The organism is Streptomyces canus (assembly GCF_041435015.1).
Taxonomy (GTDB): Bacteria; Actinomycetota; Actinomycetes; order Streptomycetales; family Streptomycetaceae; genus Streptomyces; species Streptomyces canus_G.
This window is the reverse complement of record NZ_CP107989.1, coordinates 8866536-8892267: the sequence shown is the minus strand read 5'-3', so window position 1 is coordinate 8892267 and position 25732 is coordinate 8866536. Positions and strand designations below refer to the sequence as shown.

The 25732-nt window shown below is 71.5% G+C and carries 17 protein-coding genes; 9 read left to right on the top strand and 8 right to left on the bottom strand.

Features of this window, described 5'->3' with window-relative positions; all coding sequences use genetic code 11:
• Positions 1-39: 39 nt before the first annotated feature.
• Together OG841_RS40565 and OG841_RS40560 are read left to right on the top strand one after the other, a co-directional pair.
• Entirely contained in the window at positions 40-2943 is a 2904-nt protein-coding gene (locus tag OG841_RS40565) for a glycosyl hydrolase 115 family protein (RefSeq protein ID WP_371570968.1), read from the top strand.
• A 208-nt stretch (positions 2944-3151) separates the two neighbouring features.
• Entirely contained in the window at positions 3152-3922 is a 771-nt protein-coding gene (locus OG841_RS40560; RefSeq protein ID WP_328636828.1) for a response regulator transcription factor, read from the top strand.
• Here OG841_RS40560 and OG841_RS40555 read toward each other — a convergent pair.
• The 7 genes from OG841_RS40555 to OG841_RS40525 all read right to left on the bottom strand — a co-directional run bounded on the left by OG841_RS40555 (position 3897) and on the right by OG841_RS40525 (position 15677).
• Positions 3897-5372, bottom strand: a complete 1476-nt coding sequence (locus tag OG841_RS40555; RefSeq protein WP_371570965.1) for an MFS transporter — start codon at positions 5370-5372, stop codon at positions 3897-3899. The two genes, OG841_RS40560 and OG841_RS40555, sit on opposite strands and share 26 nt — an antisense overlap.
• 107 nt (positions 5373-5479) lie before the next feature.
• Entirely contained in the window at positions 5480-6925 is a 1446-nt protein-coding gene (locus tag OG841_RS40550) for an alpha-amylase family glycosyl hydrolase (RefSeq protein ID WP_371569319.1), read from the bottom strand.
• On the bottom strand, positions 6922-9636 hold the full coding sequence (locus OG841_RS40545; protein WP_371569317.1) for an MGH1-like glycoside hydrolase domain-containing protein: 2715 nt from the start codon (positions 9634-9636) through the stop codon (positions 6922-6924). Before OG841_RS40545 ends, OG841_RS40550 begins: the two co-directional genes overlap by 4 nt.
• 103 nt (positions 9637-9739) lie before the next feature.
• Positions 9740-13117, bottom strand: a complete 3378-nt coding sequence (locus OG841_RS40540) for a pyruvate carboxylase (RefSeq protein ID WP_371569315.1) — start codon at positions 13115-13117, stop codon at positions 9740-9742.
• Between the two features lie 149 nt (positions 13118-13266).
• On the bottom strand, positions 13267-14055 hold the full coding sequence (locus tag OG841_RS40535; RefSeq protein WP_365119734.1) for a DUF427 domain-containing protein: 789 nt from the start codon (positions 14053-14055) through the stop codon (positions 13267-13269).
• Between the two features lie 13 nt (positions 14056-14068).
• The gene (locus tag OG841_RS40530; protein ID WP_371569312.1) at positions 14069-15265 is read right to left on the bottom strand and encodes a cysteine desulfurase-like protein; all 1197 of its coding nucleotides are present in this window, start codon (positions 15263-15265) and stop codon (positions 14069-14071) included.
• Between the two features lie 43 nt (positions 15266-15308).
• On the bottom strand, positions 15309-15677 hold the full coding sequence (locus OG841_RS40525; protein ID WP_328636835.1) for a MerR family transcriptional regulator: 369 nt from the start codon (positions 15675-15677) through the stop codon (positions 15309-15311).
• Positions 15678-15777: 100 nt separating this feature from the next.
• Here OG841_RS40525 and OG841_RS40520 point away from each other — a divergent pair, with 100 nt between their 5' ends.
• From OG841_RS40520 to OG841_RS40510, 3 genes are all read left to right on the top strand, one after another.
• Complete coding sequence (locus OG841_RS40520) at positions 15778-16851, top strand: alkene reductase (RefSeq protein WP_328636836.1); 1074 nt, start codon at positions 15778-15780, stop codon at positions 16849-16851.
• A gap of 74 nt (positions 16852-16925) precedes the next feature.
• Positions 16926-18185 carry a glycosyltransferase family 4 protein gene (locus tag OG841_RS40515; RefSeq protein WP_365119730.1) on the top strand — a complete coding sequence of 420 codons (1260 nt, stop codon included), beginning with the start codon at positions 16926-16928 and terminating at the stop codon, positions 18183-18185.
• Positions 18182-18958, top strand: a complete 777-nt coding sequence (locus OG841_RS40510; protein ID WP_328636838.1) for a hypothetical protein — start codon at positions 18182-18184, stop codon at positions 18956-18958. The genes OG841_RS40515 and OG841_RS40510 overlap by 4 nt, the downstream gene beginning before the upstream one ends.
• Before the next feature lie 51 nt (positions 18959-19009).
• On the opposite strand, the gene OG841_RS40505 is transcribed toward OG841_RS40510, so the two are convergent.
• Positions 19010-20167 (bottom strand): cytochrome P450, encoded by a 1158-nt coding sequence (locus tag OG841_RS40505; protein WP_328636839.1) that lies wholly within the window; start codon positions 20165-20167, stop codon positions 19010-19012.
• A gap of 121 nt (positions 20168-20288) precedes the next feature.
• Between OG841_RS40505 and OG841_RS40500 the strand changes: the two genes are divergently transcribed.
• The 4 genes from OG841_RS40500 to OG841_RS40485 all read left to right on the top strand — a co-directional run bounded on the left by OG841_RS40500 (position 20289) and on the right by OG841_RS40485 (position 25709).
• Positions 20289-22136: a hypothetical protein gene (locus tag OG841_RS40500; protein WP_365119727.1), complete on the top strand. Its 1848-nt coding sequence runs from the start codon at positions 20289-20291 to the stop codon at positions 22134-22136.
• A 59-nt stretch (positions 22137-22195) separates the two neighbouring features.
• On the top strand, positions 22196-23416 hold the full coding sequence (locus OG841_RS40495) for an AAA family ATPase (protein WP_328636841.1): 1221 nt from the start codon (positions 22196-22198) through the stop codon (positions 23414-23416).
• Positions 23413-24663 carry a vWA domain-containing protein gene (locus OG841_RS40490; protein WP_328636842.1) on the top strand — a complete coding sequence of 417 codons (1251 nt, stop codon included), beginning with the start codon at positions 23413-23415 and terminating at the stop codon, positions 24661-24663. Before OG841_RS40495 ends, OG841_RS40490 begins: the two co-directional genes overlap by 4 nt.
• 146 nt (positions 24664-24809) lie before the next feature.
• A complete protein-coding gene (locus OG841_RS40485) occupies positions 24810-25709 on the top strand; it encodes an amidohydrolase family protein (protein ID WP_371569304.1) in 900 nt (299 codons plus the stop codon).
• Positions 25710-25732 lie beyond the last annotated feature (23 nt).

Here is a 25732-nt window from a genome sequence, read left to right as displayed (position 1 = left end):
CCGCACCAGCAATGGACCCGCAAGTCCTTCCTCCGGGGAATGGCCGCCGTCGGCGCGGCCCCCTTCCTCCCCGGCCTGATCCCGACCAGCGCTCACGCTGCCTCCTCGGACCGCCCCGCCTTCCCGCTCGCGGCGGACGGCACGGCCGTCGGCATCTTCGTGGACGCGGCGGACGACCCTGCCGTCGTCCGTGCCGCGGGCGACCTCCAGTCGGACGTCGAACGGGTCTCGGGGGCGAGACCCGACCTGCTCCGCGCGTTGCCGCGGAGCGCCCCCCTGCTCGTCCTGGTGGGCACCCTCGGCGCGAGCCCCGCCATCGACCGCCTTGTCTCGCAGGGCCGCCTGGACGTCTCCCGGGTGAAGGGCCGCTGGGAGGCGTCCGTGACGCAGGTGATCGAGCGTCCGCTGCCCGGCGTGGACCGCGCCCTGGTGATCGCGGGCAGCGACCGGCGCGGCACGGTCTACGGGATCTACGACACCTCCGAACGCATCGGCGTCTCCCCCTGGTACTGGTGGGCCGACGTCCCCGTGGAGCGCCGGGACACCGTGACGGTCCCCGCGGGCCGCTTCGAGCGCCGGGAGCCGTCGGTCCGCTACCGGGGCGTCTTCATCAACGACGAGCAGAACTTGACCACTTGGTCCCACCGCACCCAGGAGACCGACAAGAACATCGGCCCCGAGACGTACCGGCGCGTCTTCGAGCTGCTGCTGCGCCTGAAGGCCAACTACCTGTGGCCGGCGATGCATCCGTACTCCGACTTCTTCAACAAGTACCGGGAGAACCCCGAACTCGCCGACCGCTACGGCATCGTCGTCGGCTCCAGCCACCCCGAGGCCCTGCTGCGCAACGGTGTCCACGAATGGGAGCCGTGGATCGCGGAGCACCCGAACGCCGACGGAACTGCGCCGGTCTACGACTACACGGTCAATCCCGCTGTCATCTCCGACTACTGGAGAGCGCGGGCGCGACAGAACGCCGCGTACGAGAGCAGCTGGACCCTCGGTATGCGCGGCCTGCACGACAGCGCGCTGGAGACGAAGTACGCCACCACGATCCCGGAGAAGGTCGTGGTGATGAACGACATCATCGCCGACCAGCGCCGGATCCTCGCCGAAGAGGTCGGCTCCGCGGCCGAGCCGCAGATCTTCATCCCGTACAAGGAGGTCCTGGACCTCTACAACGCCGGTGTCCAGGTCCCCGACGACGTCACCCTCATCTGGCCGGACGACAACCACGGCAACATGCGCCAGCTGCCGAACGAGGCGGAGCGGGCGCGGTCGGGCGGCAACGGGATCTACTACCACCTCTCCTACTGGGGCCGTCCGAAGAGCTACCTGTGGCTGGACACGACCCAAGTGGCCAAGGTCTGGCAGGAGTTGCGGCGGGTCTACGAGCACGGCACCGACCGCATGTGGATCTTCAACGTCGGTGACGTCAAGTCGATCGAGACCGGCCTGTCCTTCGCGATGGACATGGCCTGGGACGTGGACCGCTGGGAGGCCGACGAGGTCGAGGGCTTCCTGGCGGAGTGGGCCGGGAGGCAGTTCGGGCGAAGCCATGCCAGGGAGATCGCCGCGATCCGCACGGAGTACTACCGGCTCGCCGGGGAGCTGCGCCCCGAGTTCATCGCCGCGGGCCTCGTCTCCGTCGTCCACCACGGCGACGAGTCCGGGCGCCGGATGGCGGCGTACGACCGACTCCTCGCGCGGGTCCGGGCGGTGGGCGCCGAGCTGCCCGACGCCTATCGGGACGCCTTCTACGAACTGGTCGAATATCCGGTGCACGGCGCGTACTTGATGAACCTCAAGTACTACTGGGCGGACCGCAACGCGCTCGCCGCCCGGCAGGGCCGTGGAGCCGGCACCAACCGCTTCGCGGACCTCGCGCTCGCCGCGCACACGGCGGAGGCCGCTCTCACCAGCCGGTACAACACCGAGGTGGCGGGCGGGAAATGGGACGGGTTCATCAATCCGTACCCGTCGCAGATCCCGAAGGCGCCGGGGCGTCCGACCGTCACGAGGGTGACCCGGCAGGAGACCAGCGGGCTCGGGGTGGCGGCCGAGGGGAACGAGACCGGGACCGGCCGACCGCTGTCGTTCTCCTCGTACACTCGCGACCGGCGCTTCGTCGACGTCTTCAACACCGGGTTCCTGCCCCTGGACTGGGCGGCCGAGGCCAGTCACCTGTGGGTGAAGCTGAGCACGGCCGGTGGCTCGCTCACCGAGCAGCGGCGGGTCTGGGTGGAGATCGACTGGGAGCGCGCGCCCGAGGGTGCCCAGGAGGCCACGGTCGCCTTCACCGGCGCGGGGCAACGCTTCGACGTGCCGCTGCGGGTGGTCAACGGGCGCCGACGGGCCCGTGGCTTCGTCGAGGCCCACGGGTATGTGTCGATCGACGCGGCGCACGCCGACCGGTGGGTGGGCCGGGGCGGCTGCCGCTGGCGGACCGTGCGGGGCCTCGGACGTCGTACGGGAGCCGTCGAGGCCGTTCCTTCCACGGCGGCTCCGATCACCGATGGCTTCGCCTCCCGCGCACCGGAGTTGCGGTACCGGGTGCGGTTCAGCAGCGCCGGCACCTTCCCCGTCACCGTCTTCCGGCTGCCCTCGCTGGACGAGCGCGGGCAGCGGCGGGTGGCCGTCGGGCTCGACGACCAGCCGGTGACCGTCCTGTCCGGGCAGGCCGTCGCGACCGGCAACCGGGGGGACGCCTGGGCCCGCCAGGTGGAGGACGGCGTCGAGCGGCTGACCGCCACCGTGACGGTCGCTGCGGCCGGGGAGCATGTGCTGCGGATCTTCATGGTCGATCCGGCGATCGCGGTGGACCAGATCGTGATCGACACGGGCGGCCTGCCCGCCACCTACCTGGCGCCGCCGGAGAGCTATCACCCGGTGTTCAACCCGGAACCCGCGCCGGGCCCGGGTCTGGAGGCGCCGGACCAGTAGACCGGGGGCTTCGTGCGGGCCGCCGGTCCCCCGTGCCGGCGGCCCCCACGCGTCGCGGCCGGCGCTGCCGTCCCCGCGGGGGGACAGGCGTATCCGACGGGCCGCCCTCCCCCCACTGCGGCCCGCCGGAGCTTCGATGTGCTGGAGTACATCCGAGAACGTCGATGGTGCTCGGATGAAGTGTGGGTCAGCGAGGTACTACGCCGGTATGGGTACAACTGCGTATGAGCGGGTGCTGTCGGTCGCCGTGGCCGCGCTCCACGAACGTGACCCTGAGCGACTGTGGCCCCTGCTGGCGGCCGAACTGCCGGTGCTGTGCGGTGGCGACGCCCTGATCTACAAGCTGGACAACTGGGACGAGAGCGAGGGCACGCTCGGTCTGTCCCCCGAGGTCACCGCGGAGTTCGTCGCGCTCGGGGACGAGGACACCGCGCTGCTGCGGTCGGGATACCCGTTGGCCCGGCACTACGCGGACCGACCCGACCGGGCGCCGGTCACGGCCCGCCGGGTGGCCGGCCGTTCCTGGTCGGGAAGCCCGACCGCGCGGCTGCTCGACGACCTCCTGGACGTCGACCATGTGCTGGGCGTTCCGCTGCCGCAGTCGACCACCCCGGTCACCGGGTGCATGGTCTACCGCTCGGGACGGGACTTCACCGACGACGAACTGCGCCTGGCCGAGCAGTTGCAGCCCCTGCTGGCCGCCGTCGAGCAGCAGCGCAACCTTCTACGGCGGCTCGACGCCCCTTCCGAGGAGGCGGCCGACGTGGCGCTCACGCCCCGGGAGACAACGGTGCTGCTCCTGCTCGGCGACGCCCTGACGGCCGTGTCGATAGGCCGCAGGCTCGGGATATCCGAGCGTACGGTCCACAAGCACATCGCGAACATCTACCGCAAGCTCGGCACCCACGACCGCGTCAGTACGGTGCTGCACGCCCAGCGGCTCGGGCTCGTCCCTAGGGCAGCGGCGGCCCGCCCTTGAGGCGTTCCAGGTCGGAGGGGCGGACCTGGATGACCACCACGGCGATGAGCGCGGCGAGCACCGTGAAGATCGCGGCCATCACGAACGCGGCCGAGACGCCGGCGGTGAGGACCTCGTCGCCCCAGGAGCCCGGGAGTTCACCGGTGCGCTCGAACAGGCGGCGCTCGGCCGGGGTGGCCTGGGCGAGGAAGCGCGGCACCTGCTTCTCCGCCTCGTTGGTGCTGGCCGTGCCGAACATCGTGACCAGGATGGACAGCCCGAGCGAACCGCCCACCTGCTGGGTGGCGTTGAGAAGCCCGGAGGCCGCGCCGGTCTCCTCGGTGGGCACGTTGGAGAGAGCCATCAGGGTCAACGACACGAACTCCATGCCCATGCCGAGGCTGAAGACGAGCATCGGTCCGAGGACACTGCCCGCGTAGGTGGAGTGGACGTCGGTCCGGGTCAGCCAGGCCAGCCCGGCCGCCGCGAGGATCGCGCCCCCCACCATGAAGGGCTTGGGTCCGTACACGGGCAGGAACCGCGAGGCGAGACCGGCGCCGATCGCGATGACCACGCTGACCGGCAGGAACGCGAACCCGGTCGCCAGTGGGCTGAAGTCCAGCACGTTCTGTGTGAAGAGGGTCAGGAAGAAGAACATGCCGAAGATCGCGGCCGCGAGGCACAGCATGATGCCGTAGGTGCCCGCTCGGTTGCGGTCGGCGAACATGTGCAGCGGGGTGATCGGCTGCCGGGAACGCTTCTCGACCAGCACGAACACCACGAGGAGGACGACCGCCCCGGCGAACGAGGCCAGTGTGAGCGCGTCCCTCCAGCCTTCCTGGGCGGCCCGGATGAAGCCGTACACGAGCAGCACCATGCCCGCGGTGGCGGTCAGCGCGCCGATGATGTCGAAGTTGCCGGGATGTCGCTCCGACTCACGGATCCAGCGGGGCGTGGCGAGCGCGATGAGCAGCCCGATCGGGACGTTGACGAACAGTACCCACCGCCAGTTCAGCCACTCGACGAGGACTCCGCCGGCCAGCAGTCCGATCGCGCCGCCGCCGGCCGAGACCGCGGCGAAGACGCCGAACGCCCGGTTGCGCTCGGGGCCTTCTCGGAAGGTCGTACTGACCAGGGAGAGGGCGGTCGGGGACGCGATGGCCCCGCCGACGCCCTGGAGGGCACGTGCGGCGAGGAGTTGACCCTCGTTCTGGGCGAGCCCGCCGAGCAGCGAGGCGAGCGCGAACAGCAGTACTCCGCAGATGAACATGCGGCGTCTGCCGAGGATGTCGCCGGTCCTGCCGCCCAGCAGCAGCAGCCCGCCGAAGGTGAGGGTGTACGCGTTGACCACCCAGGCAAGGCTGGTGGTGGAGAAGCCGAGGGAGCGCTGGATGTCCGGGAGCGCGATGTTCACGATGGTGATGTCGAGCACCACCATGAGCTGGCAGGACGCGATGACGAGCAGGGCCATGGCCTTGCCGCCGCCGCCGGAGTCCGGTGGGGTCGTCCGTGGTGCAGAACTCGCCTGCGGGTCGCTGCTCATGGTCTCCGTTCGACCGTACGCCGCTGCCGTGGCCGTCACCACTTGAGGACGTGGCACCCCCAGCCCTCCAAGGAGACGAACAGACCGCAGTCGGCCAGTTCGTCTCCGTCACGGTCGTACACCGCCCCGGTGAGCAGGTCGGTCGCGCGGCACACGCGGCCCCGCAGGTCGTCCCAGGGCAGTGGCAGCCTCGCCTGGGCCGGGCGGTCGGAGTCGTTCACGGCGACCAGGTGGCGGGCGTCGGCGTGCGTCCAGGTCCAGGTGAGCAGGTCGCGGTACGTGTCGTTGTCCGGCCAGCCCGTCGGTGTCAGCGGCCGCCAGTCTCCCCTGCGTACGGCGGCAGCGGCGGGCAGCAGTCGGCCGTAGAAGTCGCGCAGGGGCTCGTCGACGGGCTCCTGCGGCCTGCGCCTCAGGAACACCGGTGGCCGCACCCGGCGGCCCTCGAACTGGCCCTCGTGCCAGAGGGTCGCGCCCGGCAGCGTCGCCACGACCACGGCCGCCGCCCGGCCCCGGTCGCCGGGCAGGGTGGCGGCGGCCCGGGGCTCGTCGTGGTTCTCCAGGAAGCGGACGAGACCGCGCTGGTGGGCGAGGTCGGCGCCCAGGTGGGCGCGGACGGAATCGGCGCTCTCGTGCAGCAGACGGTCGTAGAGGCGCTTGTCGTAGCAGTGGTCGAAGCCCTGCTGCTGGAGGGCCCCTTCAAGGTCCCAGTAGGCCTCGGCGACGAAGAGGAGATCGGGGTGGCGGGCCTGCACGCGCGGGATGACGTACGGCCAGAAGTCCTCGGCGGGGGCCGTGCCCGCGCGGTCTCCCCAGGTCTTCCCGAAGATGTCGTTCATCAGCAGCATGGCCATGTCGCAGCGCACGCCGTCGGCCTGGTCTCCGATGGACACGAGGGTGTCCACGGTCGCCTCGCGCAGCGCGTCGCCGAAGGCGTTCAGCTGGACCACGTCCGGCCAGGGCGGGAAGTAGGGGTCACGGCCGCGGGCGTAGACCTGTCCCCCGGCCTCGATGAAGTCGGCCGGTGCGCGGGCCAGGTCGTCGGCGGTGCCCCGGACGAGACGGTCGGGGCTCGACGTGAGCCAAGGGTGGTCGGGGGCCACGTGGTTGGGAACGTAGTCAAGGATCAACCGCAGTCCTCGTGCGGCGAGTTGGGTGCGGGCGGCGGCCAGCCCTTCGGGTCCTCCGAGGGAGGCGTCGACGACGTAGTCGCGTACGCAGTACGGCGATCCGGCGATGTCCGCGTCGGTGACGTCGGGCAGGGCCTCGCGGAAGGAGGCCCTGAGCCCCTCGTCGTGCAGGGCGATCTCCAGTCCTGCCGGACTGCGCTCCCATACGCCCATCAGCCAGACGGTGTCGACGCCGGGCAGTGCGACGGAGTCCCAGACCTCGCCGGGCACGCCACCGAGGGTGACGGGACGGCCGTAGCGACTGCTCAACTCATTCAGCCAGACGAGGGTGTTGATCTCGAGGATCACCGTCATGACAGGGGCTCCTCCCGGTCGTCTGGCGGCCGGAGCGACTCCCGCCCGCCCCGGTGCCAGTCCTCCTCGCTGATCGAGTGGAACAGGGTCGCGGTGGCCGCCACCAGGCCCGTCCAGCCGGTCTGGTGGGAGGCACCGAGGCCGGCGCCGTTGTCGCCGTGGAAGTACTCGTAGAAGAGGACCAGGTTCTTCCAGTAAGGGTCCTTGGCGAACACGGTCCGGTCGCCGTGCACCGGGCGGTGACCGTCGGTGTCGGGCAGAAAGGTCGCGGTGAGCCGGTCGGAGATCTCGCGGGCGACCTCGTACAGGTTGAGCTGCCGCCCGGAACCGGTCGGGCACTCCACGGTGAAGTCGGGGCCGTGGTAGGCGTGCAGGTTCAGCAGGGCGCGGATCAGCAGGATGTTCATCGGAAACCACACCGGGCCGCGCCAGTTGGAGTTCCCGCCGAACATGCCCGAGTCGGACTCGGCCGGCAGATAGCCGACACCGAACGTCCGGCCGTGCACGTCGAAGGTGTACGGGTGCTCGGCGTGGTACCGGGACAGGGAGCGGATGCCGTGCGGGCCGAGGAACTCGTCCTCGTCGAGCATCCGGGCCAGGATGCGGCGCAGCCGGTCCTCGCCGAACAGCGCGAAGAGGTAGCGGCCGTCGGTGCTGGGGTCCGTGTTCGCGTGCTGCGAGACGAAGGCCTCCACAGCCGGGTGTCGCCGGATGAAGTTCCTTGCTCCCTCGACCAGTTCGGGGAAGGCGCGGTCCGCGCGGCCACCGATGACGCTCGTCGCCGCGAGCGGTATCAGGCCGACCAGGGACCTCACCTTCAACCGGGTCGCGGTGCCGTCGGGCAGCCGGAGGACGTCGTAGAAGAAGCCGTCCTCCTCGTCCCACAGGCTGGCGTTGTCCTTGCCGATGCGGTTCATGGCGACGGCGATCCAGGCGAAGTGCTCGAAGAGCATCTGTGCCTGCTCGACGTAGACGGGGTTGTCGACGGCGAGTTCGATGGCGATGTCGAGGAGGTTCTGGCAGTACAGCGCCATCCAGGCGGTGCCGTCGGCCTGGTCGAGCTGGCCGCCGGTGGGCAGGGGTGCGCTGCGGTCGAAGACGCCGATGTTGTCGAGGCCGAGGAAGCCGCCCTGGAAGACGTTGTTGCCGTCGGCGTCCTTGCGGTTGAGCCACCAGGTGAAGTTCTTCATCAGCTTCAGGAAGGCGTTCTCCAGGAAGGCGCGGTCGCCGTGGCCCGTGCGGTGCTTCTCCAGTTCGTAGACGAAGAGGACGGCCCAGGCGTGCACGGGCGGGTTGACGTCCCCGAAGTTCCATTCGTAGGCCGGGATCTGGCCGTTGGGGTGCAGATAGAGGCGGCGCAGCAGCAGCTCCAACTGGCCCTTGGCGAAGCCGATGTCGACCATGGAGAGGGCCAGCGTGTGGAAGGCGAGGTCCCAGGCCGCGAACCACGGGTACTCCCAGGTGTCCGGCATCGACATGATCTCGTCGTTGACCATGTGGTACCAGGCGCTGTTGCGGAGGCGAGGGTCGGCGGAGAGCGGGTCGACGCCGTGTTCGGCGAGCCAGCGCTCCACGTCGAGGTAGTAGTACTGCTTGCTCCAGAGCATGCCGGCGAGAGCCTGGCGGACGAGGCGCCCTTCTTCCTCTCCGGTGGCGGGCGGAGTGACGCCGGCGTAGAAGGTGTCGGCCTCGGTTCGGCGCATCTCCATGGTGGCGTCGAACTCGCCCCAGGGGTCCGCGAGTTCGGTGTCGGTCAGGCGCAGGCGGATCCGGGCACTGTCTCCGGCGGGGATGGTCAGCGCGTGGTGGACGGCGGCCTTGGTGCCGGTGCGCGCGGGGTTGACGGCTTCCTCCACGCCGTGGACGACGAAACGGTCGATGCCGTCCTTCACGTACGGCGTGCTGCTCGGGCTGCCGAAGATCCGCTCGTTGTTGGTCTCGTTGTCGGTGAAGAGGGCCTCGGCGCCGTCGAAGTAGAGCCTGCGGGTGCCGAGCTCCTCATGATCGGCCCGAATCGCGCTCTGCGTGAGGGACAGGTTCGGGACCGCCACACCGCCCGCCCAGGACCAGGTGTGCCGGAACCACAGGGTCGGGAGCACATGCAGTACCGCTTCGCCGGGCCCCCGGTTGTGGGCGGTGATCTCGATCAGGAGGTCTTCCGGGCCCGCTTTGGCGTACTCGACGAACACGTCGAAGTAGCGGTTCTCGTCGAAGACACCGGTGTCGAGGAGCTCGTACTCGAGGTCCTCGCGCCCGCGGCCCTGGTTCGTGGTGACGAGGTCACCGTAGGGGAACTCGCCCTGCGGGTACTTGTAGAGGTACTTCATGTACGAGTGGGTGGGCGTGTTGTCGAGGTGGAAGTAGTACTCCTTCACGTCCTCGCCGTGATTGCCCTCCGCGTTGGTCAGGCCGAACATCCGCTCCTTGAGGAGGGGGTCGCGGCCGTTCCACAGGGCGAGCGCGAAGCACAGTCGCTGTTTGTCGTCGCTGACACCGGCGATGCCGTCCTCGCCCCAGCGGTAGGCGCGGGAGCGGGCCTGGTCGTGGGTGAAGTACGACCAGGCGTCGCCGTCGTCGCTGTAGTCCTCGCGGACGGTGCCCCACTGACGTTCGCTCAGGTACGGGCCCCAGCGTCGCCAGGGCACCGCACCCGCGTCGGCTTCCGCCAGGCGCCGCCGTTCGGCGTCCGGTGCGCTGCTGTCCGTCTCCATCGCCCGTCCTCCCGGCCGCCCGGCGCATGGGTCCAGACTCGAACGGGTCCGACGGGACCGCAATGGCCATGACCCGTCCGGAAACGGGCGTCACCGTTCCGGCTCAGGCGATCTCGACCAGCAGGTCGCCACCCTCCACCTGCTGGATCTTGTTGATCGCGAGCCGGGAGACGCGACCCGCCTTCGACGCGGTGATCGCGGCCTCCATCTTCATGGCCTCGATGGTGGCCACGGTCGCCCCGGCGTCGACCTCGTCGCCCTCGGCGACCGCCAGCGTGACGACACCGGCGAACGGGGCGGCGACATGGCCCGGATCGGAGCGGTCGGCCTTCTCGGTGGTCGGGATGTCGGAGGAGGCCGCGCGGTCACGGATCTGGATGGGCCGCAGCTGGCCGTTGAGCGTGGACATCACCGTGCGCATGCCCCGCTCGTCGGCCTCGCCGATCGCCTCCAGCGCGATGAGGAGTCGGACACCGGGTTCCAGGTCGACGGCGTACTCCTTGCCCGGCCTGAGGCCGTAGAAGAAGTCCTTGCTGTCCAGGAGGCTGGTGTCGCCGTAGGACTGCCGGTGTGTCTCGTACTCGCGGGTCGGGGCGGGGAACAGGAGCCGGTTGAGGGTCGAGCGGCGGTCCTTCTCCAGTCCGGTGCGGTCCTCGGCGTTCAGCTCCTGGACGGGCTTGGCGTCGGCGCGGCCCTGCAGCGCCTTGGTGCGGAAGGGTTCGGGCCAGCCGCCGGGCGGGGTGCCGAGCTCGCCGCGCAGGAAGCCGATCACCGAGTCGGGGATGTCGAAGCGGTCCGGGGTCTCCTCGAACTCCTTCGGGGTGACCCCGGCGCCGACCAGGTGCAGGGCGAGGTCGCCGACCACCTTGGAGGACGGGGTGACCTTCACCAGGTGGCCGAGGATCTTGTCGGCGGCCGCGTACATCGCCTCGATGTCCTCGAACCGGTCACCGAGCCCGAGCGCGACGGCCTGGGTGCGCAGGTTGGAGAGCTGGCCGCCGGGGATCTCGTGGTCGTAGACCCGCCCGGTCGGGGAGGCGAGGCCCGCTTCGAAGGGCGCGTAGATCTTGCGGACGCTCTCCCAGTACGGCTCCAGGTCGCCGACGGCCCTGAGGTCGAGGCCGGTGGGCCGGTCGGAGTGGTCGGTCGCGGCGACGATCGCCGACAGGGAGGGCTGCGAGGTCGTACCGGCCATCGAGGCCACGGCACCGTCCACGGCGTCCGCGCCCGCCTGGATCGCGGCCAGGTAGGTGGCGAGCTGGCCGCCCGCGGTGTCGTGGGTGTGGATGTGCACCGGAAGGTCGAACTCTCGGCGCAGGGCCGACACCAGCTTCGCGGCGGCGGGGGCGCGCAGCAGGCCCGCCATGTCCTTGACGGCCAGGACGTGGGCGCCCGCGTCGACGATCTGCTCGGCGAGGCGCAGGTAGTAGTCGAGGGTGTAGAGGCGCTCGTTCGGGTCGGACAGGTCCGAGGTGTAGCAGAGGGCGACCTCGGCGATCGACGTGCCCGTGGCCCGTACCGCCTCGATGGCGGGGCGCATCTGGCTGACGTCGTTGAGCGCGTCGAAGATGCGGAAGATGTCGATGCCGGTGGCCGCCGCCTCCTGCACGAAGGCGTCCGTCACCTCGGTGGGGTACGGGGTGTAGCCCACGGTGTTGCGGCCGCGCAGCAGCATCTGGAGGCAGATGTTGGGGACGGCCTCGCGCAGGGCGGCCAGCCGCTCCCAGGGGTCCTCGGCGAGGAAGCGCAGGGCGACGTCGTAGGTGGCACCGCCCCAGCACTCCAGGGAGAGCAGTTCGGGCAGGGTGCGGGCGACGGCGGGGGCGACGGCGAGCATGTCCTTGGTGCGCACGCGGGTCGCGAGCAGCGACTGGTGGGCGTCGCGGAAGGTGGTGTCGGTGACGCCGATGGTCGGCGACTCGCGCAGCCAGCCGGCGAAGCCCTCGGGGCCCAGCTCGGTGAGCCGCTGCTTGGAGCCCGCCGGCGGCTCCACCCCGGCATCCACCCGGGGCAGCTTGGTGACCGGATCGATCACGTCGGGCCGCTCGCCGTGCGGCTTGTTCACCGTCCTGTCGGCCAGGTAGGTGAGCAGCTTGGTGCCGCGGTCGGCCGAGTGCCGGGAGGTCAGCAGGTGCGGGCGCTGCTCGATGAACGACGTGGTGACGTTGCCCGCCTGGAAGTCCGGGTCGTCGAGGACGGCCTGGAGGAACGGGATGTTGGTGGCCACGCCCCGGATGCGGAACTCGGCCACGGCGCGCCGGGCCCGGTTGACGGCGGTGGTGAAGTCCCGGCCCCGGCAGGAGAGCTTGACCAGCATCGAGTCGAAGTGGGCGCTGATCTCCGTACCGGCATGCGTGGTGCCGCCGTCGAGGCGGATGCCGGAGCCGCCGGGCGAGCGGTAGGCGCTGATGCGGCCGGTGTCGGGGCGGAAGCCGTTGGCGGGGTCCTCGGTGGTGATACGGCACTGGAGGGCCGCGCCGTGCAGCCGCACCGTCTCCTGGGACAGGCCGAGGTCGGCGAGGGTGGCGCCGGCGGCGATGCGCAGCTGGGCCTGGACGAGGTCGACGTCGGTGACCTCCTCGGTGACCGTGTGCTCGACCTGGATGCGCGGGTTCATCTCGATGAAGACGTGGTTGCCCTCGCGGTCGAGGAGGAACTCCACGGTGCCCGCGTTGCGGTAGCCGATCTCGCGGGCGAAACGGACGGCGTCGGCGCAGATCCGGTCGCGCAGGCCGGGGTCGAGGTTGGGTGCGGGGGCGAGCTCGATGACCTTCTGGTGGCGGCGCTGCACCGAGCAGTCGCGCTCGTAGAGGTGGATGACGTTGCCGTCCCCGTCGGCGAGGATCTGCACCTCGATGTGGCGGGGCTCGACGACGGCCTTCTCCAGGAAGACGGTCGAGTCGCCGAAGGCCGAGGCCGCCTCACGCGCGGCCGCCTCGATGGATTCACGCAGCTGGGCGGGGTCCTCGACCCGGCGCATACCGCGTCCGCCACCACCGGCGACGGCCTTCACGAACACCGGGAAGCCGATGTCGTCGGCGGCCCCGACCAGCTCGTCCACGTCGGTGGAGGGCGCCGAGGAGCCCAGGACCGGAACGCCGGCGGCGCGGGCGGCGGCGACCGCGCGGGCCTTGTTGCCGGTCAGTTCGAGGATGTCGGCGCTGGGTCCGACGAAGGTGATGCCCGCTTCCTCGCAGGCGCGCGCGAGCTCGGGATTCTCGGAGAGGAAGCCGTAGCCGGGGTAGACGGCGTCGGCACCGGCCAGGCGGGCGGCACGGATGATCTCGTCGACGGACAGATACGCCCGCACGGGATGGCCCGGTTCGCCGATCTCGTAGGCCTCGTCGGCCTTGAGTCGGTGCAGTGAGTTGCGGTCCTCGTGCGGGAAGACGGCGACCGTCCTCGCGCCGACCTCGTAGCCCGCGCGAAACGCGCGAATCGCGATCTCACCTCGGTTGGCGACCAGTACCTTGCGGAGCATTCCCGTTCCCTTCGGCCTGCCGGTGACGCCCCCCATGGTCTCGGCAAAGACCGCCGGTGGCCATGAGAGTCAGGTCACGTGTCGCTGACGGTTTGGAGGTGATCTGCGCAGGTACAACGGTTGTACGGCCTTCTGCGGGCACGTTCTGATCACTCCACCGTCCCGGTGAAGGGCGTCACCGGCCGCTCCAGGCGCTCCCCGTCCACGGTGATGTCGACGACTTCGTTGAAGAACGCGAGCAGCCCCTTGACGACGCCCACCGCGGGGAGCGGGTCCGGGTAGCTCCAGACGATGTTCGCGTGGCCACCCGTCGACCAGTACTCGGCGGTGCCCTTGTAGGGGCAGTCGGTGTGGTGGTCGGTGGCTTCGAACAGGTCGAGGCGGGTGTCCTCGCGCGGGATGTAGTACCGCGTGGGCAGGCCCGTCTCGAAGAGCAGGACGGGACGGTGGGTGTCGGCGACGACCGTCCCGTCGATCTCGACCCGGACATGACGGCTGCTGGGCATGGCGTCGACGCGTTTGTGCGGGTCACGAGGGTGGACGAAGATCTCTTCCTCCTCCTCGTACCAGTGGTCGAGGCCGGTGCCCCAGCGCCGGAACCACGCGAAGGCGATGTGGCCGGCCAGGTCGGCGGCCGGGAAGGTCCAGGCGGCGTTCTCGACGAGCTCGCCGTCGGCCTCGAGGTCGTAGAAGATCCGCGATCCGGTGTGGGTGCCGGTGGCCGGGTTCTTCGCGGGCCGGAGCAGGTCCTCGCGGACGTCGGCGCGCGGGAAGGCGTACAGCGGGACGGGGACGTCCGGTTCCCAGACGAGGACGGGGTGCCGGCTGTCGACGACGGTGACGTCTCCCTTGCGGCCGCGCACCCAGCGTTCACTGGGTTCCCACAGCAGGCCTTCCGGGGTGATCCGTACCTCTCGTGCGGTGGGGAAGCTGGTCATGAGCGTCTCTCCTTCACCTCTTCAGGAAGTCGGCCAGTCCCGTCAGGAGCCGGTCGACGTCCGGTGAGTCGTTGTAGGGGGCGAGGCCGACGCGCAGGCCGCCGGTGTCGCCGAGGCCGAGGTGGCGGGAGGCCTCGATGGCGTAGAAGGAGCCGGCCGGGGCCTGGACGCCACGCTCCGCGAGGAAGCCGTACGCGTCGGCCGTGCTGTGGTTCTCGAAGGTCAGCAGGACGGTCGGAGTGCGGTCGGCGGCCCTGGAGTGGACGGTGACGCCGTCGAGCGCGGCGAGCCCCTCGTCGATCTGCGCGCGCAGGACCCGTTCGTGGGCTTCGAGCGCGGCGTACCCGGCGGTCAGCCGCTCCCGCCGGGTGCCGGTGGCCGCCGGGTCCAGCCGCTCGGCGAGGAAGTCGACCGCCGCTGTCGTGCCGGCGAGGAACTCGTAGGGCAGCGTGCCCAGTTCGAAGCGCTCCGGGACGGCGTCGGTGGAGGGCAGGAGTTTGTCCGGGTGCAGGGTCTCCAGCAACTCCGGGCGGGCGGCGAGGACTCCTTGGTGCGGGCCGAGGAACTTGTACGGGGAGCAGACGAAGAAGTCCGCGCCGAGCGCGTCGAGATCGACCAGGTCGTGGGCCGTGTAATGGACGCCGTCGACGTGGACGAGCGCGCCGACCTCGTGCGCCGCCCGGGCGATGGCGGGGATGTCGGGGCGCGTGCCGATCAGGTTGGAGGCCGCGGTGACAGCGACGAGGCGGGTCCGCTCGGACAGCACGGCCCGGATGGCGTCGACCGTCAACTCACCTGTCTCCGGGTCGAATTCGGCCCACCGTACGGTGGCTCCGGACTGGACCCAGGGGCGGATGTTGGCGTCGTGGTCGAGGCGGGTGACGACCACCTCGTCGCCGGGTGACCAGGTCTTGGCGAGGGTGCGCGCGACGTCGTAGGTGAGTTGGGTGGCACTGCGGCCGAAGACGATCCCCGAGGGACTCGCCCCGAGCAGGTCGGCCATCGCGCGGCGGGCCCCGGTGACGAGGGCCTCGGCGTTGCGCTCCCCCAGGGTCACCTGTCCCCGGTTCGACAGGGGCTGCGCCATGGCGTCGGCGATGGCCCGGATGACGGGCTCGGGGGTCTGGGTGCCGCCGGGGCCGTCGAAGTGGGCGATACCGGCGGCCAGGGCCGGGAAGTGGGAGCGGATGGCGGCGATGTCGTACGTCACGTGGGGCTCCTCGGTCCGACCGGTTCCAGGTGATCTCAGCCTGTCACGCCGTTCGCAGGCTCTCGCGGTGAGCCCGGTTCGTGGCCATCAGCCCGTCGAGGGCGTCCCGGGTCCGGATCAGCTCCTCGATGTGGTCGGAGAGCCGGTCGCGTTCCTCGGCCATCCGCTCCAGGGCGGCGTCGGACGTCTCCTCGCTGGGCGAGTCGACGCACGGCAGGAGTTCGGCGATCGTACGGCTGGACAGACCGGCCGCGTACATCCGCTGGAGGAACGTCACGCGCTCGACCGCGGGCTGTGTGTAGTGCCGCTGCCCGCTCGCGCTGCGTGTGCTGGTGAGCAAACCCTGCTCCTCGTAGTAGCGCAGGGCCCGGACGCTGACCCCGGCCCGTGCCGCCAGTTCCCCGATGCGCACGCGTTCCTCCCTCGCGGACTTGACCCTCACGTCGACGTCAGGTTTTAGCGTACCCGTGTGCCCGGGACACGGGTACGACGGATCTCCAAGGAGACATGACGTGACGACCCTTTTCACCGGCTTCCGGCTCGGCGGACTGCGGCTGCCCAACCGGGTGGTCATGGCCCCGATGACACGGGTGCGGGCCGCCGAGGGCGGTCTGGCGACGCCGTCGATGGCGCGCTACTACGCCCAGCGCGCCACGGCGGGCCTGATCGTCACCGAAGGGGTGCAGCCGAGCCTGATCGGGCAGTCCAATCCGGGGACGCCGGGGCTGTACACCGACGAGCAGGTGGCCGCCTGGCGCCCGGTGACCGAGGCCGTGCACACCAACGGGGGCCGAATCTTCGCACAGATCATGCACGGCGGTCGGGTCTCCCACCCGGACACCAACGGCCTGCGGCCCATCGGCCCCTCGGCCGTCCCCGCCACCGGCGAGGTGTTCACGCCCACCGGACCGCAGCCCGCGCCGGTTCCGCGCGCGCTGGGCACGGAGGAGGTCCCCGAGCATGCCGAGTCGTACGCCGGGGCGGCGCGCCGCGCCGTCGACGCCGGGTTCGACGGAGTGGAACTGCACGGCGCCAACGGGTACTTGATCTCGCAGTTCCTGGCCCCCAACGCCAATCTGCGCACGGACCGTTACGGCGGCTCGGTGACCAACAGGATCCGCTTCGCCGTCGAGGCGGCGGCCGCGACCGTCGACGCCGTGGGTGCCGAGCGGACCGGGATCCGACTCTCACCGGGCGGCACGTTCTGGGGAGTTGAGGAGACCCAGGTCGCAGAGCTGTACACCGCGCTGCTGACCGAGCTGTCCCGTCTCGGGCTGGCCTACGTTCATCTGGAGGCCACCGCCCCCGAGGAGACGCTCCTGGACCTGCGGCGGGTCTGGCCCGGTGCCCTCGTCATGAATCCGGTACTGCCGATGGGCGCCAAGCAGGCCGGCCGCTCCGAGGCCGACCACTGGCTCGGTCTCGGCGCCGATCTCATCAGCTTCGGCCGCGCCTTCATCGCCAACCCGGACCTGGTCGAGCGGCTGCGCACCGATCTGCCGATCGCCCCCGCCGACGAGGCCACCTACTTCCAGGGCGGAGACAGCGGCTACCTCACTTATCCCGCATACCAGTACACGGCATGACGTCCTGGTGGCGAGGACACCACGAATGGGTAACGAGGGTCAACCGCAGGCAATGCCGGGTGGTCTAGCCCGACATGAAGATCTCTTTCCTGCTCCACAACGCCTACGCGATCGGAGGCACCATCACCACCACCTTCAATCTGGCCCAGGCCCTGGCCGAACGGCACGAGGTGGAGATCGTCTCCGTGCTGCGGCACCGGCAGCTGCCCAACTTCGTGCTGGATCCGAGGGTTTCGCTGCGACCGCTGGTCGATCTCAGGGAGGAGAAGGAGCACCCTTTACATCGGAGACCGGCGCGGGTGTTCCCGCGCTCCGAGTACCGGTACGGGCAGTACAGCGAGTTGACCGACCAGCGCATATCCGAGGCCCTCGCCACCATCGACGCGGACGCGGTGATCGGCACCCGGCCCGGGCTCAACGTGCATCTCGCGGGTCAGGCGCCACCCCGTGTCGCCCGGATCGGTCAGGAGCACCTCACCCTGGACAACCACTCGCCCCGGCTGCGCACCGCGCTGCGGCGGGCCTACCGGGGGCTCGACGTGCTCACCACGGTGACCGAGGCGGACGCGGGCGCCTACCGGCGCCGAATGCGGCTTCCGGGCGTACGGGTCGAGGCGCTTCCGAACAGCGTGCCGGATCCCGTACTGCCCGCGGCTGACGGCTCGGCGAAGGTGGTCGTCGCGGCCGGTCGGCTGGTCCCGGTGAAGCGGTACGACCTTCTCGTCGAGGCCTTCGCCGCGGTCGCCGCCGAGCATCCGGACTGGCAGCTGCGCATCTACGGCAAGGGGGACGAAGGCGACCGGCTTCGGCAGCTCGTCAACGACCTGGGCCTGTGGAACAACGTCTTCCTGATGGGCCCCGCGGCTCCCATGGAGGCGGAGTGGGTCAAGGGCTCGATCGGGGTGGCCGCCTCCGACTTCGAACCCTTCGGCATGACCATCGTCGAGGCGATGCGCTGCGGGCTGCCTGTGGTGAGCACCGACTGTCCCCACGGCCCCGCCGAGATCATCGCGGACGGGGTCGACGGGCGGTTGGTGCCGGTCGGGGACCGGGACGCCATGGCCGCGGCCCTGCTGAAACTGGTCGGGGACGACGAGCTGCGCCGCCGTATGAGCCGGGCGGCCCTGGAGAACGCGCGGCGGTTCGCTCCCGGACCCGTGGTCGAGCAGGCCGAGCGGCTCATCACCGAGGCGGTCTCGGCGCGGCGGGCGGGACGGCCGGTCGTGCGGGAACGCCGGAGCACACATCTGGCCGCCCGGGGCTTCGCCGCCCGGGACACGGCTCTGGTCGCGGCGAGCGGTGCGCTGCGCATCGTACGAAAGGGGAGGCCGTGACGACGACACGCGCCGGGTGCGCGGTCGACGCGGACGGCAGGATCATCTTCGAGGTGCCTGACGCCCATGGCCGCCGGTTGCTGCTGCGGCTGCGTCCGAAGAAGGGGCTGCCCGAGGAGACCCTGCACGTCCTCGACCTGAAGCCGGCCGACGTGGGGCGCGGACGTGCCGTGCTCGGGGCCGATCCCGTGCTCGCGGAGGGCCGCTGGGACGTGTATCTGCTGGACGGTTCCGAGCGCACACGGCTGCGTCCGGGCCCGCGTGACCTGCGGGCCCTGGTCGACGGACACCTGCGGGACCGGCACGTGCCGCTGGCCGTCCGGGTCCCGTATGTCACCAAGGACGGCTTTCTCGCGGTGCGGACCTGGCTGCGGCCCGCGCACGCGGAGGTCGGCCGCGTGGACGTCACAGGCGGGGAGCTGACGGTCTCGGCCCGGCTGCACGGTGCCTCGCTGCCGGCCGGCGCCGAGGTGCGGCTGCGGCTGCGGCGGGACAGAGGGACCGTACGTACGCTCGAGCCACTGGTCGCAGAAGGCGGCCGGCACTTCTCGTTCACGGTCGCCGACGAGACCCTGGACATCGGCATCTGGGACATGTTCGTACGGCCCGCTCCCGGAGCCCCGATGATCCGGCTCGCGCGGCTTCTGGACGACGTGGCGGACCGCAAGAATGTCTTCGTCTACCCGGGCGCCCCGGCCGGGGGAATCGTCGTGCGGCCGTACTACACGGTCGACAACGACCTGTCCCTGGAGGTGAAGCAGGCCGCCGGCTGAGCGGTCACTCGGGCCGACGGCATGGCCCCGCCGACGACGGCGCGCTGGAGATCATCCCCAGAGCACGTGCAGGGTGGGTGGCTTGCGGAAGACCAGACCGTACGGGGCGGTGGGGTGGTCCGGGTCGAGGCGGAGAGCGGGGAGACGGTCGAGCAGGTGCCGTAGGGCGATGCGGGTCTCCAGACGGGCCAGGTGGGCGGCGAGGCAGTAGTGGGGGCCGTGGGCGAAGGCCAGCTGGAGGCGGGCGTTCGCGCGGCGGACGTCGAAGCGGTCGGGGTCGGGGAAAACGGCGGGGTCGCGGTTGGCACCCGTCAGGGAGACGGTGACGAGGTCGCCCTGGTGGATCGAGGCCGGGCCGAGGGTGAGGTCCCGGGTGGCGTAGCGGTCCACGACGGCCGCGCCGGGTTCGAGACGCAGGGACTCCTCGATCGCGCCGTCCAGCAGGGCGGAGTCGGCCTGGACCAAGGCGAGTTGATCCGGGTGCCGGAGGAGATGCAGCAGGGCGTTGGTGATCATCGCCTCGGTGGTCTCTATGCCTCCGAACATCAGCACCGCGGCGTTGGAGGCCACTTCCGGCAGCGCCAACCGGTCCGCGGCGGAGGTCAGGAGCGAGGTGGCGCCCTTCTTCGCGACCGTGGTCTCGACCGCTGTCCGAAGCTGGGCGTACGCCTCCGGGCCCGCGGGTCCGGCCGTACGGCCCGCCGTGAGGTCCGAGACGGTCCGCACGATGGCGTCGTACCAGGTGAGCACCGTGTCCGTGCCGGCGCCCACCAGTCCGAGTGCCTCGGTGACGACGGCGACGGCGAGGGGGCCGGCGAAGTCGCGGCGCAGTTCGGCGGTGCCCGCCGGTTCGAGTGCGGTGACGAGGCGGTCGGTCTCCCGCACGATGAACTCGGCGAAGCCGTCCCGTACTTCACGCGGGCGGAAGGGTGCGGTGAACGGCTCGCGGTGGCGGGTGTGTGCGTCGCCGTCCAGGGAGAGCATGCTCGGGCCGACGACCTGGGCGGTCGAGAAGCGGGGATCGTCCACGGTGAAGGTCTCGGCGTCCCGCATCACGTCGAGCGCGAGATCGCGCCGGGTCACCAGCCAGCCGTTCAGTTCGGGCAGCCAGGACACGGGTTCGTGGGCACGCAGTCGGGCCAGCCGCGGATGCGGATCACTGGCGAGTTCGGCCAGCGTGGTGGTGGCGCCGAGCGGGAATCCGATCACGCCCCAGGCTAACCCGGCGGAAAATACGTGGAAGATGGGCACGGGGCGGCTTACGCTGCTCCACGATGACGACTCACACTCCTGAACGATTGGGGGTCCCGTCCGCGCAAGGTGAGTGCTGATGCTCACTTCGACCGCGAACGAGGACATCCGTACATCCTTCTGGCCGCGCGTGCGCGAGTTCGCCGTGCCGGCCTCCATGATCGAGACCGCGACCGCCCGTCGCCTCGCCGGGGACTGGGCGGGGGCGTGTGCCGCCGCGGGTTTCGACGTCGATCTCAACCTCCGTGCCGTGGCGCGCGATCACGGCCGGGAGTTGGCGTCCCGGGTCCGGTCCGATCTCCGCGCCCTCGCTCCCGACCTGCTGCGCTGGCACATGCCGAGGATCGCCCCGGACGGGCTGCTGCGGCCGGGGGTGACCCTGACACTGGCACGGTACGACGCACTCGAGGGCCCTGTGCATCTCGTGGCCCGGACCGCGCCGGCCTGGGCTGATGCCGGGCAGCGCATCAGCCTCGCGCTGTGGTCCCGGTCCACGGCCGACGCCGCAGGACATCCGCACCCACGCCCGAACCGACGGTTCCGCCTGGATCTGCACCGGCATCTGTGGGATGCGGGCAGAGTCGGGGAGTTGCGGGCGCGGTCGGGGGGCGGTGAGGTGCGGGATCGCTCGGGGGCCGGTGAGGTGCGGGAGCGGCAGCGGGACTGGGGCGGTGAAGTCCGCTCCTGGGACGGGGGCGGTGATCTCAGGGTCCGGACCGGGACCGGTGAAGACGACGACCGGACCGGAACCAGCCAGACCCGCCACCCGAACGGAACCAGTCAGACCCCCGATCAGATCCCCGACCGGACCTCAGCCGCTGAAGACCACGACCGGACCGCGACCGGCCAGACCCGCGACCCGAACGGGCCCGGTGATACCCGCCACCGGACCGGCACCGGTGAAACACGCGACCAGACCGCAACCAGCCAGACCCACCACCAGACCGGCACCGCTGAAGACGACGACCGGACCGGAACCAGTCAGACCCGCCACCAGGCCGGGACCGATGAAGCACGCGGCCAGACCGCGATCAGTCAGACCCCAAACCCGAGCGGAACCGACGAGTTGCGGCAAGGGTCGGAGGCTGGTGAGCCCTCGATCCGGTCGAGCGCCCGCCGACTTGCCTCCCATGGACCGGAGTTGCCGGTGCCGCCCGGTTGTGCCGTCGATCGGTGGGCGGCGGAGGCGCGGATACTGCTCGCGGACGAAGGGCGGACCGGCGGAGCCCTGCTGGTGCGGCTCGGTGGGCGGCAGCGGCTGGTGCTGGAGCTCGCCGCGGACGACGACGTGATACGTCCCGTGCCGACCCCCTCCGCCGGTACCGTCTCCGCGCTCCCCGTCCTGCCGGACGCGGCGACCTGGGTGCTGCCCGACCTCCAACTGCTGCGCGCCGGCGCGATCGAGGCGGACCGGCTGCACCCCCTGGTCGCCGCCGCGTTGGCACCGGACCGCGCGGCCACCGGGCCGCCCCGCACGCCGGACCGGCCGGGACAGCCGCGTCTCGTGGAGTGCCGGGGAGCCCGCCACCGGATCGGCCTGGTCGACGGGGTGCTGGCCCCGCTGGACCACGACCCTGACGAGATCCGGCGGGAGGAACTGCTGGTCGCGCTGACCGGCACCCCGCTCCCCTGCCTCCAGGCGATCGACGAGGCACACCGCCGTCCGCACTGCCTGGCCGGCGTCCGCGAGCGTCTCGTGCACGGCGACACCGCCGGCGCCCTGGCCGTCGTGGAAGGACTGCTCGGCCCCGAGGCGCTGCTGCGCACCGGATCCCTCCGGGACGAACTGGAGGCGGCCGCGCTACGGCGCATCACATACGGCCTGTTCAGGGCGGGCCTGACAGAACCCGGACCCACTTGGTTCCGACCACGTCCGAGCGGTCGCGACTCCCGGAACCGGCGTACCCATCCGCGTCACGCGACCTGAATCCTCCGGGGACACCGTCCCCTCCTCCTGGCCCACTCCTAGCCCACAGGTGATCACTCATGCCCATGACCGCCCCTGCTCCCCTCTCCCAACTCGACGTCGCCGCCGACCTGTTGACCCTGCTGCGCGACTCCACCACCGAACCGCGCCCCGACTCCCAGCTGGAGGCCCTCACCCTGGCCGTGGCCGCCGATCTGCCCGTACTGCTGTGGGGTGAGCCGGGCATCGGCAAGACCGCGGCCCTGACCCAGCTCGCCGCCGCCCTGGACCTGCCGCTGACCACGGTGATCGCCAGCGTGCACGAGCCGTCCGACTTCTCGGGCCTGCCCGTGGTCGGGGACGATCCCGCCACCCAGGGCGTGCCGATGGCCCCGCCGGACTGGGCGGTACGGCTGGTGCGGGCCGGCCGGGGGCTGCTGTTCCTGGACGAGTTGTCCACCGCACCGCCCGCCGTCCAGGCCGCGCTGCTCCGCCTCGTCCTTGAGCGGCGGATCGGCGCACTCCGGCTGCCGCCCGGTGTGAGGATCGTGGCCGCCGCCAACCCCAGGTCCTCGGCGGCCGACGGCTGGGAGCTGAGCCCGCCGCTGGCCAACCGGTTCGTCCATCTCCAGTGGACCCACGACCACGAGACCGTCGTACGCGGGCTCGGCGGGACCTGGCCGCGGGCCACCCTGCCACAGCTCGACCCGCGCAAGCTGCCGGAGGCCGTGGACTTCGCCCGCCGCGCGGTGTGCGGGCTGCTCGCCGCGCGGCCCACGCTCGTGCACCGGCTGCCCACCAACGAGACCGGGCGGGGCGGTCCCTGGCCGTCGCCGCGGAGCTGGGACATGACCCTGTCCCTGATCGCCTTCGCGACCGCGGCCGGTTCCGCGAGGGACGTGCTCTCGTCGCTGGTCCGGGGCACGGTGGGCGACGGCCCGGGGCTGGAGCTGCTGGCGAGCCTGGACCGGCTGGACCTCCCGGACCCCGAGGACGTGCTCGCCGATCCCGCGGGGGCCGTCCTGCCCGAGCGGGGAGACCTCCGGCAGGCCGTGCTCGACGGTGTGGTGGCGGCCGTACGCGCACGTCCGGACCGGGCCCGCTGGGATTCCGCGTGGGCGGTGCTGGTGCGGGCGCTGGAGACCGGGGCCCCGGACCTGGTGGTCGTGCCCGCGACCACGCTCGCCTCGCTGCGGCAGCAGGACTGGGATGTGCCGGCGGCGATCGAGAGGCTCGCCGGGACGGTGGCGCTGTCCCGGCGGGCGGACCGGGCGGCGGTCGCCTCCAAGGCCCGCCGATGAGCACGAACACCCCCGAAGAGGGGGGACGCCTGGACCGCGACAAGCTCTTCGCCGCCCGTCTCCACGCCGCCCGCGCCCGCCCCTATCTGGCCACCGCGCTGTTCGCCCTGCACACCGTCGAGTCGAAGCAGGTGCCGACGATGGCTGTCGACCGGCACTGGCGGTGCTATGTCTCACCGGCGTTCGTGGACCGCATGCCGGTGGAGGAGCTGGCGGGGGTGTGGGTGCACGAGGTGTCCCACCTGCTGCGCGACCACCACGGGCGCGGTGACCGGGTGGCCCGTGAGCGCGGGCTGACCGGTGTCGGGGACCGGCTGCGGATGAACATCGCCGCGGACTGCGAGATCAACGACGACGTGTACGGAGACGGACTCGTCGCACCCGAAGGCGCCGTCCGGCCCTGGCGGTTGAGGCTGCCCGAGGGGCAGCTGATGGAGGAGTACCTGAGCGGGATCAGCTTCGGTCCGCTCACCCTCGACCTGTCCTGGCTGGACTGCGGCAGCGGTGCCGACGGTCTCGAACGCGCGTGGGACCTGGGCTCCGACGGGGCGGACGGCCTGAGCGAGCAGGAGCGGGACGCGGTCCGCTTCCGGGTGGCGCAGGGCATCAAGGCGCATCCGGGGGACACCCCGCAGGGCTGGCGGCGGTGGGCGGAGGACGCGTTCCATCCGCCGCAGCCATGGCGGGACCTGCTGGGCGCGGCGCTTCGTTCGGCGGTCTCCGGCTCCGGCGCGGGCGACGACTACAGCTACGGCCGTCCGTCGCGGCGCTCGGCGGGGGTGCCCGGCACGGTGCTGCCGAGCCTGCGACGCCGACCACCCCGGGTCTGCGTGATCATCGACACCTCCGGCTCCGTCAGCGACGGCGAGCTGGGCAGCGCGCTCCTGGAGGTTGCCGCGATCTCCCACGCCGTGGGCGGCCGACGTGATCTGGTCAACGTGCTGTCGTGCGACGCGGCGGCCGGGGTCGTCAGTCCCCTGTGCCGGGCCGAGGGCATCCCGCTGGTCGGCGGTGGGGGTACGGATCTGCGCACGGGCTTCGAGAAGGCGCTGCGTTCGCGGCCCCGTCCGGACGTCGTCGTGGCCCTGACCGACGGGCAGACGCCCTGGCCGAGCGCGCGGCCCTCATGCCGTACCGTCATCGGTCTGTTCCCCCGGCCGGGGAGGAGCCGGGCACGACGCGAGAACAACCCCGAGTACGTGCCGGACTCACCGCCCGCCTGGGCCCGCGTGGTGGAGATCGGCTAGGCATCCGGAGGTCGATGAGCCACCAAGCTCCGAGCAGGCCGGCCGATCTCGCAGTCGCCGCGGGGTGGACGCGGAGGTGGTCGGCCGCGAGATCATGGAGGCCGGGGAGTCCGGAGCACATCGCGGGCCTGGGTGGGAGGAGCGGCATGACCAATGTCGACGTACACCAGCATCTGTGGAGCCCGTCGCTGGTGACGGCCTTGAGGGCGCGCCGCGAGCCGCCGTATCTGGACGGCTGGACGCTGTATCTGAAGGGCGAGCCGCCCTACGGCCTGCCGCCCGCCGACCACGACGCGGTCCGGCGCGCGGAACTCGCCGCCACCGACGGCCTCGGCCTCGCGCTCGTCTCCCTCTCGGCGCCGATCGGCGTGGAGTGGCTGCCCGCGGCCGAGGCACGGCCGCTGCTGGACGCCTATCACGAGGGCGCGGCCGCGCTCCCCGCGCCGTTCGGGGCGTGGGCCGCCGCCTGTGTGCGGGACGTCGACGCCAAGGCGACGGCGGACTGCCTGGACCTGGGATTCGCCGGCCTCCAGCTGCCCGCCGACGCCCTGGCGGACGCGGCCGGTTACGCCCGGTGCGCCCCTCTGCTCGAGCTGCTCGAAGAGCGCGACCTCCCGCTGTTCGTGCACCCGGGGCCCGCGGCCGGTGGCTCCGAGGGGCCCGGGTGGTGGCCCGCGATGGTCCCCTACGTCCAGCAGATGCACGCCGCCTGGTTCGCCTTCCGCGCCTACGGCCGCCCCCGCCATCCGCGGCTGCGGGTCTGCTTCGCACTGCTGGCCGGGCTCGCCCCGCTGCACGGGGAGCGGTTCGCCGCGCGCGGGGACGGCAGGACGGAGCCGGACCCGTTGGTGTTCGTCGAGACGTCCTCGTACGGGCCGCGTGCCGTCGAGTCCGTTGTGCGTGCGCTGGGCGTGGACGCCCTGGTCCAGGGTTCGGACCGGCCGTACGCCGAGCCGCCGCAGCACCCCGGCCACGGGCTCGGCGGAGCGGCGGCCTACGCCTTCCGGATCGCCAACCCGCGGCGACTGCTCACCGGGAAGGAATGACAGCGCGGTGAAGGGGCGCGTTC